The following is a 14,997-nucleotide window of genomic DNA, read 5'->3' on the forward strand; positions in this document are numbered from 1 at the left end:
AGGATGACTTAAATGACCTCAATCGTATTCATGGGAACACCTCAATTTTCAGTACCAATTCTAGAAAGCTTAATTGAACATCACTATGATGTCTTGGCGGTGGTTACACAACCAGACCGCAAAGTAGGGCGCAAACATGTATTAACTGCACCGCCAGTCAAGCAAGCGGCAGTTAAACATGGTGTTGAAGTACTGCAGCCAGAAAAAATTAATCATAGTCCAGAAATGCAGCGGGTAATTGATTTGCAACCCGACTTAATTGTCACAGCTGCCTTTGGCCAATTTTTACCAACCAAATTATTGGAGGCAGCGAAGTTAGCGGCAGTCAACGTCCATGCATCCTTATTGCCTAAATATCGTGGGGGAGCACCAGTCCATTATTCAATTATTAATGGTGATCAACAAACCGGTGTTTCCATTATCTATATGGAAAAGAAAATGGATGCGGGTGATATGCTAGCACAACGGGCCATCGATATTGAAAAAACTGATGACACCGGTAGCATGTTTGATAAATTAAGTATTTTAGGTCGCGACTTGTTATTAGAAACGTTACCAAGCCTATTGGATGGAACTAATCAAGCTGTTCCCCAAGATGACGAATTAGTTACATTTTCGCCAAATATTTCGACTGAAGAAGAATGCATTGATATTAACAAAACTGCCGAACAAATCGACAACCAAGTCCGGGGGATGCGACCATTTCCAATTAGTAACATGATTGTTGATCAATTGGTGACTAAAATTATTGATGTGACCCCGTTAACCGAAACGACTGATTTAAAACCTGGTCAAGTTGTGCGACTAACAAAAAAAGAACTCGTGATTGCAGCTGGGCAAGGGACTACTTTTAAAATTAATCAATTAAAACCCGCTGGCAAGCCTTTGATGACCATCGTCGATTATTTGAACGGTCATCACGATTTATCTGAAGGAGAACAATTAATTACTAATGACTAATTCATCTCAAAAGAAAACCGCGCGCTATCTTGCACTCGAATCACTCGAAAAAGTCTTAACTTCGGGTGCTTATTCGAATTTGCAATTAAATCAAGTGATTGAAAAAAATAATCTGGCCGATAATGATCGTCGATTGCTGACTAACTTAGTCTATGGCGTTATTCAACACCGTTTAACACTTGAATATTGGCTGGAACCTTTCACTAAGGGAAAGAAAATTGATGATTGGGTTAAAGCATTGTTAATGATGGCAATTTATCAGTATCATTATTTGGACAAAGTTCCAGATTGGGCCGTGACTGATGAATCAATCAAACTGGCAAAACAACGAGGCCATGAAGGAATTCGTAAATTTGTGACGGCCATATTGCATCGCATTTTACGTGAAGGCTTGACCGATTTTAATCAAATTGCTTCTGAGACGACGCGGGCAAGTATTGAATACAGTGTGCCAGAATGGCTCATTACCGAATTAATTAATCAATATGGTACTGAAAAAATGATTGAGATTGTCCAATCATTGAATCAACCAGCTAATCAATCATTAAGAATTAATACTCGCCTAACGGATAAAGAAGAAGTTTCACGACAACTCTATGAAGCAGATTTAGATTTTCGGGATAGCCAAGTAGCGGAAAATGCCTTGGTCTTAGAACATGGAGTGATTGCGAATACTGAGGCATTTAAAAATGGTGAAATTACCATTCAAGATGAAAGTTCCATGTTAGCGGTCGAAAATATGCATTTACAACCATCATTTAGAGTTTTAGATGCCTGCGCAGCTCCAGGCGGAAAAACCGTCCAAATTGCCGCTGAACTTGATGCAGATGCTGGTGGGAAAGTCACCGCGCTAGACATCCATCAACATAAAATCAAACTAATCGAGTCAAACGCTAAGAGATTGGCTGTGAATGATGTGGTTAAAGCAATTGATTTAGATGCGCGCAAAGTTGATGAAAAGTTCACTGATGAAAGTTTTGACGCAATTTTAATTGATGCTCCATGTAGTGGATTTGGCTTAATTCGCCGTAAACCAGAAATTCGATATGAAAAACGATTAAGCGATAGTTATAATTTACAAAAAATTCAATTAGAAATATTGGCGGCGGTTGCCCCAAAAATCAAAAAAAACGGTATAATCACTTACAGTACTTGTACAATTTTGCGACAAGAAAATGACGATGTGGTGAATCAATTCTTAGCTAACCATCCAGAATTTACGTTAGAAAGAACTCAGACAAATTTAAATCTAAAAGATGACCGTCAATCTGATACATTGACGATTTTACCAAGTGACTATGGTTCAGATGGATTCTTTGTCAGTTCATTGCGTCGGACGATGTGAGGAGTAGGATTATGAAGATTGCTTTTCAAACGGACGTTGGACAACAACGCGAGGATAATCAAGATTATGTGGGTACCTTTACCAACGATGCAGGCCTAACTTTAGCAATTATTGCTGATGGGATTGGTGGACATCAAGGTGGGGACGTGGCCTCAACAATGGCTGTGACACATATGGGCCATAACTTTGAAGAAACTAATGTCCAAGCACCCATTGAAGCATATCAATGGCTGGCCACCCAGGTTAGAAACGAAAATCAAACGATTATTGAAAAAGCAAATAAATATAAGGGCTTAAATGGAATGGGAACAACGTTAGTAGCTGCCATTTTATTTGAAGACAAAATGGTTCTCGGCAATATTGGTGATAGCCGGGGTTATTTGTTACGCAACGGTGAATTCAATCAGTTGACTGAAGATCATTCGTTGGTTAATGAATTAGTCAAAAAAGGTGTCATGACGGCAGAAGAAGCCCAAACTAATCCGAAGAAAAATATCATCACTCGTACGATAGGAATTTCCAAAGAAGCAGATACGGACATCAGTATTTATCGGCTTGACAAGCATGATCAGTTATTGCTGTGTACCGATGGGTTATCAAACATGGTGAGTGATGATGAAATTGCAGCCGTGTTAAGTTCTGATTTTGATATTAAGGCCAAGTGCCAAGAATTAATTGCACAGGCTAATCAAGCAGGCGGACCGGATAATATTACGGTTCTAATTGCGGATAATACTTGCCAGGAGGAAACTAACTAATGAATCCTGGATATAAAATAAGTGGTCGTTATGAAATTATCAGGTCGCTTGGTGAAGGCGGCATGGCCAATGTTTATTTGGCACACGATTTGATTTTAGATCGTGATGTGTCAGTCAAACTATTGCGTCTTGATTTACGTGACGACGAAAAAACTAAAAAAAGATTTCAACGCGAAGCACTTGCAGCTACCCAATTGAGTAATGACCATATCGTTGGTGTTTATGATGTGGGCGAGGAGCAAGGCTTACAATATATGGTGATGGAGTATGTAGAAGGTACTGATCTTGAGGCCTATATTAAAAAGAATTTTCCAATTCCTTATCAACAAGTTATCGACATTATGGCTCAAATTTTAGAAGCGGTGGAAGATGCGCATGAGCACAATATCATTCATCGAGATTTGAAACCTCAAAACGTCTTGATTGATAATCATCAGCAAATCAAGATTACTGACTTTGGTATCGCTGCGGTTGCCGAAAATTCGATGACTCAAACAAATACCATCATGGGATCAGTTCACTACCTTTCACCTGAACAAGCTCGCGGTGGGATTACAACCAATAAGTCAGATATCTATTCCTTAGGGATTATGTTGTATGAGATGCTAACTGGCAAGGTACCATTTGAAGGTGAAACGGCAGTTTCAATTGCGCTCAAGCATTACCAAGAAGAAACGCCTTCCGTCAGAGAATTTGATCCACGGATTCCACAAGCACTTGAAAATGTCGTGTTAAAAGCTACTAGTAAAGCACCGTCAGATCGTTACCAAACGGCAGATGCGATGCGCGAAGACCTAGCCACATCCTTGTCGTCAGCCCGCGCTGGCGAGAAAAAGTTTGCACCTAAGTCTGACGATCATGGTGAAACTAAAGTTTTAAGCGCAGCAGACCTGGAAAAAGCTGAAAATGGGGTTAAAATTGATGACTCCACACCAGAACCTGACAAAAAATCCAAAAAGAAACGTCGACGTAAGAGATGGCTGTGGCTCATTCCATTAGTGTTAATTATTGGTGTCGTGGTGTGGATTGCTTTAATGCCCGCCCGGCAAGTGATTCCAGATGTCTCGGGTATGACTGAAAGTGCTGCAAAATCAGCACTTGAAAAGAAAGATTTAAGCGTTGGGACAGTAACTACAAAGCATAGCGATACAATTAAAAAGGATCTCGTGATTTCTAGTTCTCCTAAAGCTGAACGAAAAGTCAAAGCTAAATCAAAAGTTAACCTGGTGATTAGCTCCGGAGTCAAAAAGGTAGAAATTCAAAATTATGTGGGGCAATCGTATAATTCAACGGCTGCTAAGTTACGTAAACTTGGTATTACGGTGAAGAAAACGACAATGTCCTCGAATGATTTTGGTAGTGGCAAGATTATGTCACAAAGTGTGAAATCGGGAACTAAGGTCAAGGCTAGTGATACTACTATCACTTTAAAAGTTAGCACAGGCAAAACCAAGATAACGTTACCAAGCTTTACTGGTAAAACATTGGCTGAAGTCCAGGAATATGCTAACCAAAACGACTTAAAAGTTAGTTCAACAGAAGAAACATCGAAAACGGTTAGTGATGGCAGCGTTATTAGTCAAAGTCCTTCAGCAGGATCAACGTTAACTGAAGGTGATACGATTTCAGTGGTAGTTGCTAAAACCTCAACTAAGACTGCGACTGAAACAGTCAGTGTTCCATTTGATAGTTCAAATAGTAAAACCGAAAATACTATTCAAATATATTTACAAGATTCTAACAATAACATTTCTGACGTTTCCCAAACCTTTACCATCACGTCAACTCAAAGCGTCACGTTAACTTTGACTTTGAACAATGATGACAAAGGCGCATATAAAATTGTTTCAGATGGCAACACAATTGCAAGTAAGAACAATATCACAGGAAGTTAATTAGGTGACTACATGAAAGAAGGAATCATCCAACAATCACTCGCTGGCTTTTATGACGTTTTAAGCGATGGTGAATTATATCGAACGCGTGGCCGTGGTAATTTTCGTCAACGCGGGATTAAACCGATGGTCGGTGACCACGTTGAATTTGACGCGCCTAATAATCGAGAAGGCTACTTGCTTGAAGTGTTGCAGCGCAAAAATGAATTAGTCAGGCCACCGATTACAAACGTTGATTTGGCGGTGGTGGTTACTGCTGTTCGCGAGCCAATTTTTTCAACCAATTTGCTTGATCGACAATTAGTTGCCTTAGAGTCTCAAAATATTACGCCAATTATCTATTTTTCTAAAACAGATCTACTGTCTGAAGAAGAGTTTACTCATTTACAAAAATCAGCAGATGGATATCAAGAGATTGGTTATCAAGTTTTTTATCAAAAAGATCCATTTGGCACGACTGAATTAGCTGAGTTACAGGCGGCTTTGAAAGATAACATTAGTGTCGTCATGGGACAAACTGGGGCCGGAAAATCAACTTTGTTGAATCACATCGCACCGCAGTTACAACTTGAAACTGGTGAAATCTCGCAAGCTTTACAACGGGGGAAACATACCACCCGCAAAGTCAGCTTACTCAATATTGATGGCAGTTTAATCGCCGATACACCAGGATTTTCATCATATGAAGCCTTTGAGATGGATGTGACTAAATTACCTAGATATTTCCCAGAATTTGTCGAATTAAGTGTCAATTGTAAGTTCCGTGGTTGTTTACATCTGAAAGAGCCCGGATGCGCAGTGAAAAACGCTTTAGAAAATGGTACAATATTAGCAAGCCGATATAAAAGCTATGAACAATTTCACGATTTAATTGTTCAGCAAAAACCTAATTATAAGAAATGAGGATTTGAATATGATTAAAGTTGCACCTTCAATTTTGAGTGCGGATTATGTTAATTTACAACGGGATATTGAAATGGTAGAAAAGGGTGGCGCCGAATATTTACACATTGACGTCATGGATGGTACATTTGTACCAAGCATTTCTTATGGTCCTGGTTTTGTAAAAGCAATCCGTAAAGTTTCTAACTTGTTTTTGGATGTACATTTGATGGTTGAAAAACCAGGTCATCTGATTCAAGACTTTGCCGACGCTGGCGCCGACTTAATTGGAATTCATGTTGAAGCTACACAACACATTCATGGTGATATTCAAACCATTAACAATGCAGGTGTGAAGTCAGAAGTTGTCATTAATCCTGGTACGCCGGTTTCAGCAATTTTGCCAATTTTACACATGGTTGATCAAGTATTAGTAATGACAGTTAACCCTGGTTTTGGTGGACAAAAGTTTTTGCCTGAAACTGTTGCAAAAATTGCTGAATTAAATCAGCTAAAAGCTGACAAAGGTTACACTTATGATATCGAAATTGATGGTGGCGTAAATGCCGATACTGTTGTGGCTTGCTATGAAGCTGGAGCTACAGTTGCAGTTGCCGGATCATACGTCTTTAATGATGCTGACCCAGTTGCTAAAATTAATGCTTTGAAAACAGCAACGAAATAAAAAAAGTGCGGTTTGTTGATTTCAACATCCGCACTTTTGTTTTTAAGGAGTATGGAGATGGACCAGGTAATTAATATTTTAGTTGGTGGACCAATATCTGAATGGCCCGACCAGCTCACAAATGGCGAAATTAGTGGCGATTGGATTGCGGTTGATAAAGGGGCAATTAGACTGCTTAAAATGGGAATTACGCCCAAAATAGCTGTCGGTGATTTTGATTCGACCGTTGATAGCGAAATGCAAATAGTCAAATCAAAAATTGATCACATTGAAGTTTTTCCACCGGAAAAAGACTTTACCGATACTCAAATTGGCGTCATGACGGCTATGAAATACTTTCCGAAGCATCAGATTGATATCTATGGGGCAACTGGTGGTCGAATTGATCATTTATTAGCTAACTTGTTTCTGTCATTAGAACCGCGTTTTGAGAAGGTTGTTGACAAACTGAGAATTATTGATCAGCAAAACACAATCCGATTCTATCAACCTGGTGAATATGAAATTATCAAAGAAGCCGATAAAAAATATTTAGCTTTTGTCAGTTTAACTGCCGTTGATGGTTTGACTCTGCCAGACGAAAAATACACATTACAAGATTTTAATTCCAGCTATCCAATTTCTTGGGCCAGCAATGAATTTAGTCAACCAACCAATCATTTCTCTTTTAAAAAGGGAATCGTTGCAGTGGTTCAAAGCAAAGATTAAGTGTGAAATCAAAAATACGCAATGACACTCGGAAAATCAAGTGTCATTGCGTATTTTTATTGCGTCTTTAGACCTGGTTGAGCACGTCAAGTGTGCGAAACAAAAAACCACCTGCTATGCGGGTGGAGAGCAAATGGGTTATACAAAAATGCCCCCATCAGATTTAGAATGAAGGTGTCGAAGCCAACATAAAAAATCGAAAGGGAGCATTAAATATGGCGAATAAACTTAATAGTCTTGCGCACACAAAATGGTATTGCAAGTACCATATCGTATTCACACCAAAGTATAGAAGAAAAATCATTTATAATCAATATCGGAAGGATATACAAAACGATATTAGGCTGTTATGCCAGTACAAAGGTGTTGAAATAATTGAAGGACACATGATGCCAGATCATGTACACCTGTTGGTCAGTATTCCACCCAAATTAAGTGTTTCAAACTTTATGGGATACTTGAAGGGCAAAAGTGCGTTAATGATGTTTGACCAACATGCGAATTTAAAATATAAATTTGGAAACAGGCATTTCTGGTCAGAAGGATATTATGTTAGTACAGTTGGTTTGAATGAGGCAACCATAACAAAATATATTAGAGATCAAGAAAAACATGATCAAGCAGTAGATAAATTAAGTGTTAAAGAATATGAAGACCCTTTTAAGGGTTCCAGGTAAGTAATAACGTCGCCACTTAAAGTGGCGGCAAAAGTGACAAATGCATTCAATTGGCTTTGATGAAATAAAAAGCCAGCGCCTTGAGACGCTGGCAAGTACATAGGGCTTATAGCCCATGAACAAACCATCCGTTTTACGGGCGGTTATGATTGAATTATTTAAAGGTCTTTTGGATCAGGTAAAAAATGCAAAAAAATAAACCATCCTGAGGTAGGATAGTTTATTTTAATAAATTAAACTCGAGTGACTTTACCTGATTTAAGAGTACGTGCTGAGACGTAAACTTTCTTTGGCTTACCGTCTACTAAAATCGTAACTTTTTGAAGATTTGGCTTCCAGCTACGACGACTTGAGTTAAGGGCATGAGAACGCTTGTTTCCAAAACGTGTCCGCTTACCAGTAATAAAATCTTTTGCCATGAATAACCCTCCTCATCTCATTGAATTTTGACTTGAGCGCTTGTTACAGCGCGATAACTCACTTAAATAATTTACCATAGCCGCGAATACATTGCAAGAATTTTCTTTCAAGTAATTTCACTTGACAGTAAATTATTTGCAAATTTTCGAAAATAAGCTAAAATATGTATTCGTTGTTGCACAAATGGACTAAAGCAGCATATTCTGATATTATATCATTAATGAGTTCAAGCAGAAGGGAGCCAATAAAATGGCAGTCAAAATTAAAACCCAGTTTGGGACTATTGATATTACAAACGATGTAATTGCAACAGTAGTCGGAGGGGCAGCTACTGACAACTATGGTGTTGTCGGGATGGCAAGTCGTAACCAATTGCGTGATGGCGTTAACGATATTTTAAGGCGTGAAAATTACAATAAAGGTGTAGTTATTCGTCAACAAGATAATGGTGTTTCAGTAGATGTAAACATTATTGTTGGATATGGCACAAAAATTTCAGAAGTTTCAAAAAGTGTGCAATCAAAAGTAAAATACAACCTAGAATCAATGCTTGGTGTTACGGCTAATTCAGTTAATGTCTTAGTACAGGGCGTTCGTGTACTAGCTGACTAATTGATATTTGTTCATCTGGAGGAAATTTAATTGACAGTTACAAAAATTACAAATCTTGAATTCGGTAAAATGGTTCAAGCTGCTTCGGCATGCTTGGAACAAAATGCCGAATTTATTAATTCGTTAAACGTTTTCCCGGTCCCAGATGGTGATACGGGAACAAATATGAGCATGTCCTTAGCAAGTGGTGCTAAATATGAACGCGAAGAAAGTAGTACTCGTGTGGATGATTTAGCTGCTGCAGTTGCTAAGGGCTTATTAATGGGAGCTCGCGGAAACTCTGGAGTCATCCTTTCCCAAATTTTTCGTGGCTTTTCAAAGGGCATGGAAGGCAAGGCAGAACTAACTGCTCAGGATTTTGTTGAAGCGTATGCTAATGGGGCTAAAACAGCTTATAAAGCAGTTATGAAGCCTACTGAAGGTACAATTCTGACCGTAGTGAGAGAATCTGCCGCTGCTGGAAATAAAAAGATTACTGAGACTGATGATTTAATCGAAGTTATTGAAACCATTTTTCATGCTGCTGATGAATCTTTAAAAACAACCCCTGATTTATTGCCAGTGCTTAAAGAAGTTGGCGTAGTGGATTCTGGTGGGCAAGGACTTGTCTTTGTCTTACAAGCATTTTATGAAGTGTTATCTGGCAAAACTATTGAAGTCGAAAGTTATCAACCAGATAATGCCCAAATGGATGAAATGATCAATGCTGAGCACCACCGTAGTGCTCAAGGTCAATTAAATCCCGATGACATCAAGTACGGTTATTGTACTGAAATTATGGTACGACTCGGTCGCGGTAAACAAGTAGATCAAGAATTTGATTACGACAAATTTTATGAAAAATTAGCCGGTTTAGGCGATAGTTTGCTTGTTGTAAATGACGAAGAAGTTGTTAAAGTTCACGTTCATACGGAACATCCAGGCGAAGTATTAGCTTGGGGACAAGAATTTGGTGATTTACAAAAAGTTAAAGTTGATAACATGCGTTGGCAACAAGAAGAAATCATGCAATCTGATGAACAAGAGTCTCCTGTGCCTGCTGCGGAACAACCTAATGGTGAAACAACTAAGACGATTGATACTGCTATTATTTCGATTTCTAGTGGAGATGGCATTGCCACATTATTCAAGAGCCTTGGAGTAACTCACGTGATTAATGGTGGTCAAACCATGAATCCAAGTACCCAAGATATTGTGGATGCAATCAACGCAAGTGGTGCCAAAAGTGCGATTGTATTACCAAATAATGGCAATATTTTCATGGCTGCAGAACAATCCGTTGATGTGGTTGATATTCCGGTTAAAATTGTCCATAGTAAGACGATTGCACAAGGAATGGCCTCATTACTTGAGTTTAATCCTGATGCCACGTTAGAAGACAATCAAACTGCAATGGAAGAAGCTTTATCAACTGTCAAAAGTGGTGAAGTGACTGTTTCAATCCGCGACACAACTGTCGACGGGGTTGAAATCAAAAAAGATAATTATATTGGTATCGTTGATGGTAAAATCACCGTTACCCATCCTGAAATTAAGCAAACGGCGATTGATATGGTTAAATCAATGTTGGATGAAGATAGTGAAATTGTCACAATTATCATGGGAACGGAAGGCAATCAAGCTGACGCTCAAGAAATTGAAAACGCACTATACGAAGTGGACGATGAACTTGAAATTGAAATCCATGAAGGTGGACAACCAGTTTATCCATACTTAATTTCCGTTGAATAATTAAAAAATGTGTGTGACATATTCTAAATCAGTTAGATATATGGAGCCGATTGATACAGACTAAATTGTATATTAATGAGGCTGTGCCGAAACGAATGTTTTGGTACAGCCTCATTTATTCAGAAAGGAGGTAACATGTTAAGTTTACAAGATTCTGTGGGTAATTTAGCTGGTGTTGGACCTAAACGAGTTGAAGATTTAAAAACATTAGGTATTTTTACGGTTGAAGATTTGTTACTGTATTTTCCAACTCGATACGATAGTTATGAAATTCAAAATCCTAATCAGGCTGTTGATCAACAAAAGTTAACTTTGCAAGGGACAGTCATGTCGGAACCGGTGATTGCACGGTTTGGCTATAAACGTAATCGGCTCAGTTTTAGGTTAATGGTCGATACGGAAGTCGTCATGGTTACATTCTTTAATCAACCCTATTTGAAAGATAAGGTTGAATTAAGCAAAGATATTGCCGTATATGGCAAGTGGGATGCAGTCCATAAACGGTTAGCAGGCACAAAAATCGTCAATATTACTACTAATCAAAACTCGGTGGATGCTGTATATTCCACTAATAAATCAATGAAACAAACCACGCTCCGAAAATTTATTAAGACGGCTTTTACAGCATATGAATCTGTGATTGCATCGTTACTTCCTCCTAAATTAATTCAACAATATAAACTAATTGAACGCAAAGACATGATTCGTGAAATGCATTTTCCATCAGATGATACACAAGCTGCTGAAGCCAGACGGACGGCAGCTTATGAAGAGTTTTTCTTATTTCAACTGAGACTTCAAGCCATTAAAATGGAAAATCAACAAAAAAATGGCATTTCAATTTTATATCGGAATGACGAATTAAAAGATTTTATTCACGCATTACCGTATGAACTGACAAAAGCTCAACAACGAGTGATCAATGAAATTTGCCGTGATTTACGTCGACCAATCCAAATGAACCGTTTGTTACAAGGAGATGTGGGGTCCGGTAAAACGGTGGTGGCCGCGGTAGCAATGTACGCCACGATTACGGCAGGCCTCCAGGCGGCCATCATGGCACCAACTGAAATATTAGCCGCGCAACATGCTCAAAACTTTGCTAAAATGTTTGAGGGGTTACATGTTAATATTGGCTTATTGACTGGATCAATGACAGCGAAACAACATCGTGAATTAACCGCCCAAATTAAAAATGGTTCCATCAATTTAATTGTGGGGACCCATGCCTTGATTCAAGATAGCGTTGAATATGCTAATTTAGGCCTGATTGTTACCGATGAACAACATCGTTTTGGCGTTAACCAACGGCAAAAATTGCGCGAAAAAGGTGAAGATCCCGATGTGTTAGCCATGACTGCCACGCCAATTCCGCGAACGCTTGCCATTACTGCCTATGGAGAAATGGATGTGTCCGTGATTGATGAATTGCCAGCTGGTCGGAAAACGATTAAAACTAGTTGGTTGAAAACTAATCAAGTTGGGGTCGCCTGGGAAAAGGTCAGACAAGAATTAGAGCAAGGCGCCCAAACCTATGTCGTGACACCGTTAATCGAGCAATCTGAAACGTTGGACGTTCAAAACGCCCAAGACTTATTTGAAGAATTACAAGAGTATTTTGCTCCACAATATCAAGTTGGTTTACTCCATGGTCGAATGCCAAATGATGAAAAAGATGCAATCATGGAAGCTTTCAAAGCTAATGAAATTCAAGTGCTTGTCTCAACGACGGTAATTGAAGTTGGGGTAGATGTTAAAAATGCATCGTTGATGGTTGTATATGATGCGGACCGTTTTGGATTGGCACAATTGCATCAATTACGCGGACGAGTTGGCCGCGGAGAGCGTCAAAGTTATTGTATTTTGATTGCAGACCCTAAAAATCAAGTGGGAATTCAACGGATGCAAACGATGGTTGAAACGACTGATGGCTTTGTGGTCGCTCAACGTGATTTAGAATTACGGGGATCCGGGGATGTTTTAGGATTAAAACAATCTGGGGTGCCAGAATTTAAAGTAGGTGATCCAGTGGGAGAACTTAAAATGTTACAAATTGCGAAGAGTGACGCGGCCGATTTGTTGTTAACGCCTGACTGGGATACTCAAACTGAAAATTTACCACTCGTCGAATATTTAACGATTAGAAAATTACAAACACACTTTGATTAAGGATGGTAACTGATATGAAAATTGCAGTCGACGCAATGGGCGGAGATCACGCGCCTAAAGAAATAGTACTTGGGGTTGAGCAGGCCCGGGATTTGTATTCCGATATTGAGTTCACCTTGTATGGTGACCAAGCACAAATTAACCCTCTTTTGACTAATCAAGATCGAATTACCGTAGTTCATACGAGTGAAATGATTGAGATGGGCGAGGAACCTGTCCGGGCAATTCGGAGTAAGAAAGATTCTTCAATTGTACGTGCCGCGACAGCGGTGAAGGAAAAAGAAGCAGATGCATTTTTCTCCGCTGGTAATACTGGTGCTGTCATGGCCGCGGGTTTATTTATCGTTGGTCGCATTAAAGGAATAGATCGTCCTGGATTGACTTCGATTTTACCGGCAGCACATCCGGATACCGATAAACAAAATTTTGTTTATTTGGATACTGGGGCCAATGCTGAAAGTAAAGAAAAAAATCTAGTTCAATATGCCTATCTAGGTAAATTTTATGCGCAGAAAGTTTTAGGCATTGAGAATCCTTCAATTGCTTTATTGAATAATGGTGAGGAAGAAGATAAGGGTGATCGATTACACAAAGCTGTCTGGCAATCACTCAACAGTGCAGACGATTTAAACTTTATTGGCAATGTCGAGGCTGGAAGTTTACTCATGGGTAAAGCGGATGTGGTCGTAACTGACGGTTGGACTGGAAATGCTGCCTTAAAAGCGACTGAAGGTACTGCTAAGACCATGTTAGCCTTAATTAAGGACAGTATTTTAAAGGGTGGTCTGCGTGCCAAATTAGGTTATTTGATTCTTAAACCGGTCTTTAGTATCGTTGGTAAAAATATGTCAACTTCAACTTATGGTGGGGCAGTTTTGTTAGGTTTAAAGGCCCCCGTAGTAAAAACACACGGTTCTTCTAAAGCTGATGCAATCAAGAATACAATTGGTCAAATCAAGACCATGATTGAGTCACAGGTCGTTAATCAAACTGTTGATTATTTTAATAACCAAGAAGTACTTGAAAAGATGGACAAGACCGACAAAATCGACTAGAATTGGTTAGGTTAAATTATTACAAGGGGTTTGTAAAATGGAAAAACAAGAAATTTTCGATAAAGTTTGCGAAATAGTTGGAGATCACTTTGACATCGATCAAGCGAAAATCACCAATGATTTGAATTTGAAAAATGATTTAAATGCTGATTCCATCGATTTTGTGGAATTCGTACTTGAAATTGAGGATACTTTTGGTTCTGAAATTTCAGATGCAGAGGCTGAAAAGCTAAACACAATTGGTGAAGTTGTCGATTATATTGCGGAACATCAAGCATAAAAATTGAATCTGAAATGGCCGACACGGGGATTCCTCGTCTCGGTCATTTTTGCGAATACTGCTTTATATAAGCGCTGAAAACACGTATAATATAAGGCAGAAGTATTATTAGGAGGATGATTACCATAAAAGAATTAGAAGAGCATTTGGCTAAAACATTTGGAATCCATTTTAACGATTCCAGTTTGCTGGCTGAAGCGTTTACCCAAGCATCGTATGTCAATGAGCATCCGAAAGAAAATTTAAAATATTATGAACGCATTGAGTTTTTAGGCGATGCCGTCATGCAACTAACTGTTTCAGAGTATATTTATCAACGCTATCCAGAAATGCCACAAGGGAAGTTGTCTCGATTACGTATTGCGATGGTTCAAGAAGATAGTTTTAGTAAATTTGCCTTGGAATGTCAATTTGATAAATTCATTCGACTCGGAAAAGGCGAAGAAAAAGCCGGTGCTCGTCACCGGTCATCATTACTCTGTGATATTTTTGAATCGTTTATTGGTGCACTGTATTTGGATCAAGGACGTGATGCAGTAATCAAATTTGTCACCAGAGTGGTATTTGCCAAGTTAGATCAAGGTTGGTTTGAACAAGAAGTTGATTATAAGACCCGCTTGCAGGAATATTTGCAACGTCATGGGGATGTTGAAATTGACTATGATGTGACCAAAGAAAGTGGCGCTGAAAGTGAGCGTGTGTATACCGTAGCTGTGAGTGCTGATAATAAAGTCATTGGTGAAGGTACTGGTACTTCAAAGAAGCGTGCAGAAATACAGGCCGCCAAAAATGCATTAACGAGATTACAATAATAAGGTAG

General features: G+C 39.0%; 15 protein-coding genes. 14 read left to right on the forward strand and 1 reads right to left on the reverse strand.

Translation table 11 applies throughout. The annotated features are described in order from the left end of the window. The first annotated feature begins 12 nt into the window (after nucleotides 1-12). The 8 genes from fmt (at nucleotide 13) to tnpA (ending at nucleotide 7,910) form a co-directional block, all read left to right on the forward strand. Nucleotides 13-960: a methionyl-tRNA formyltransferase gene (gene fmt / locus F0161_RS05480; protein ID WP_150203951.1), complete on the forward strand. Its 948-nt coding sequence runs from the start codon at nucleotides 13-15 to the stop codon at nucleotides 958-960. Beyond that, nucleotides 953-2,305, forward strand: coding sequence for a 16S rRNA (cytosine(967)-C(5))-methyltransferase RsmB (gene rsmB, locus F0161_RS05485; protein ID WP_150203952.1), 1,353 nt, complete (start codon nucleotides 953-955; stop codon nucleotides 2,303-2,305). The genes fmt and rsmB overlap by 8 nt, the downstream gene beginning before the upstream one ends. A gap of 11 nt (nucleotides 2,306-2,316) precedes the next feature. Further along, nucleotides 2,317-3,063 (forward strand): Stp1/IreP family PP2C-type Ser/Thr phosphatase, encoded by a 747-nt coding sequence (locus F0161_RS05490; RefSeq protein WP_150203953.1) that lies wholly within the window; start codon nucleotides 2,317-2,319, stop codon nucleotides 3,061-3,063. After that, a complete protein-coding gene (pknB, locus tag F0161_RS05495; RefSeq protein WP_150203954.1) occupies nucleotides 3,063-4,958 on the forward strand; it encodes a Stk1 family PASTA domain-containing Ser/Thr kinase in 1,896 nt (631 codons plus the stop codon). The genes F0161_RS05490 and pknB overlap by 1 nt, the downstream gene beginning before the upstream one ends. A 12-nt stretch (nucleotides 4,959-4,970) precedes the next feature. Continuing rightward, complete coding sequence (rsgA, locus tag F0161_RS05500) at nucleotides 4,971-5,861, forward strand: ribosome small subunit-dependent GTPase A (RefSeq protein ID WP_150203955.1); 891 nt, start codon at nucleotides 4,971-4,973, stop codon at nucleotides 5,859-5,861. A gap of 10 nt (nucleotides 5,862-5,871) precedes the next feature. Then, entirely contained in the window at nucleotides 5,872-6,525 is a 654-nt protein-coding gene (gene rpe, locus F0161_RS05505) for a ribulose-phosphate 3-epimerase (protein ID WP_137601952.1), read from the forward strand. A 57-nt stretch (nucleotides 6,526-6,582) separates the two neighbouring features. Further along, complete coding sequence (locus tag F0161_RS05510) at nucleotides 6,583-7,233, forward strand: thiamine diphosphokinase (RefSeq protein WP_137601951.1); 651 nt, start codon at nucleotides 6,583-6,585, stop codon at nucleotides 7,231-7,233. A gap of 215 nt (nucleotides 7,234-7,448) precedes the next feature. Further along, entirely contained in the window at nucleotides 7,449-7,910 is a 462-nt protein-coding gene (gene tnpA, locus F0161_RS05515; protein WP_150203956.1) for an IS200/IS605 family transposase, read from the forward strand. Nucleotides 7,911-8,143: 233 nt separating this feature from the next. On the opposite strand, the gene rpmB is transcribed toward tnpA, so the two are convergent. Continuing rightward, nucleotides 8,144-8,329, reverse strand: a complete 186-nt coding sequence (gene rpmB, locus F0161_RS05520; RefSeq protein ID WP_057890616.1) for a 50S ribosomal protein L28 — start codon at nucleotides 8,327-8,329, stop codon at nucleotides 8,144-8,146. A gap of 250 nt (nucleotides 8,330-8,579) precedes the next feature. On the opposite strand from rpmB, the gene F0161_RS05525 reads away from it, so the two are divergent. The 6 genes from F0161_RS05525 (at nucleotide 8,580) to rnc (ending at nucleotide 14,989) form a co-directional block, all read left to right on the forward strand. Continuing rightward, complete coding sequence (locus F0161_RS05525; protein ID WP_137602407.1) at nucleotides 8,580-8,942, forward strand: Asp23/Gls24 family envelope stress response protein; 363 nt, start codon at nucleotides 8,580-8,582, stop codon at nucleotides 8,940-8,942. A gap of 30 nt (nucleotides 8,943-8,972) precedes the next feature. After that, on the forward strand, nucleotides 8,973-10,673 hold the full coding sequence (locus tag F0161_RS05530; protein WP_150203957.1) for a DAK2 domain-containing protein: 1,701 nt from the start codon (nucleotides 8,973-8,975) through the stop codon (nucleotides 10,671-10,673). A gap of 135 nt (nucleotides 10,674-10,808) precedes the next feature. Beyond that, nucleotides 10,809-12,842, forward strand: coding sequence for an ATP-dependent DNA helicase RecG (gene recG, locus F0161_RS05535; RefSeq protein ID WP_150203958.1), 2,034 nt, complete (start codon nucleotides 10,809-10,811; stop codon nucleotides 12,840-12,842). Nucleotides 12,843-12,856: 14 nt separating this feature from the next. Further along, nucleotides 12,857-13,897, forward strand: a complete 1,041-nt coding sequence (plsX, locus tag F0161_RS05540) for a phosphate acyltransferase PlsX (protein ID WP_150203959.1) — start codon at nucleotides 12,857-12,859, stop codon at nucleotides 13,895-13,897. Between the two features lie 37 nt (nucleotides 13,898-13,934). Further along, on the forward strand, nucleotides 13,935-14,177 hold the full coding sequence (gene acpP / locus F0161_RS05545) for an acyl carrier protein (RefSeq protein ID WP_137602403.1): 243 nt from the start codon (nucleotides 13,935-13,937) through the stop codon (nucleotides 14,175-14,177). Between the two features lie 116 nt (nucleotides 14,178-14,293). After that, the gene (gene rnc / locus F0161_RS05550) at nucleotides 14,294-14,989 is read left to right on the forward strand and encodes a ribonuclease III (RefSeq protein WP_150203960.1); all 696 of its coding nucleotides are present in this window, start codon (nucleotides 14,294-14,296) and stop codon (nucleotides 14,987-14,989) included. Nucleotides 14,990-14,997 lie beyond the last annotated feature (8 nt).

It is taken from the genome of Paucilactobacillus nenjiangensis (assembly GCF_008632615.1).
Lineage (GTDB): Bacteria > Bacillota > Bacilli > Lactobacillales > Lactobacillaceae > Paucilactobacillus > Paucilactobacillus nenjiangensis.

Coding starts and splice junctions, on each gene's coding strand:
- fmt (WP_150203951.1), top strand. CDS start 13: ATGACCTCAATCGTATTCATGGGAACACCTCAATTTTCAGTACCAATT.
- rsmB (WP_150203952.1), top strand. CDS start 953: ATGACTAATTCATCTCAAAAGAAAACCGCGCGCTATCTTGCACTCGAA.
- F0161_RS05490 (WP_150203953.1), top strand. CDS start 2,317: ATGAAGATTGCTTTTCAAACGGACGTTGGACAACAACGCGAGGATAAT.
- pknB (WP_150203954.1), top strand. CDS start 3,063: ATGAATCCTGGATATAAAATAAGTGGTCGTTATGAAATTATCAGGTCG.
- rsgA (WP_150203955.1), top strand. CDS start 4,971: ATGAAAGAAGGAATCATCCAACAATCACTCGCTGGCTTTTATGACGTT.
- rpe (WP_137601952.1), top strand. CDS start 5,872: ATGATTAAAGTTGCACCTTCAATTTTGAGTGCGGATTATGTTAATTTA.
- F0161_RS05510 (WP_137601951.1), top strand. CDS start 6,583: ATGGACCAGGTAATTAATATTTTAGTTGGTGGACCAATATCTGAATGG.
- tnpA (WP_150203956.1), top strand. CDS start 7,449: ATGGCGAATAAACTTAATAGTCTTGCGCACACAAAATGGTATTGCAAG.
- rpmB (WP_057890616.1), bottom strand. CDS start 8,329: ATGGCAAAAGATTTTATTACTGGTAAGCGGACACGTTTTGGAAACAAG.
- F0161_RS05525 (WP_137602407.1), top strand. CDS start 8,580: ATGGCAGTCAAAATTAAAACCCAGTTTGGGACTATTGATATTACAAAC.
- recG (WP_150203958.1), top strand. CDS start 10,809: ATGTTAAGTTTACAAGATTCTGTGGGTAATTTAGCTGGTGTTGGACCT.
- plsX (WP_150203959.1), top strand. CDS start 12,857: ATGAAAATTGCAGTCGACGCAATGGGCGGAGATCACGCGCCTAAAGAA.
- acpP (WP_137602403.1), top strand. CDS start 13,935: ATGGAAAAACAAGAAATTTTCGATAAAGTTTGCGAAATAGTTGGAGAT.
- rnc (WP_150203960.1), top strand. CDS start 14,294: ATGATTACCATAAAAGAATTAGAAGAGCATTTGGCTAAAACATTTGGA.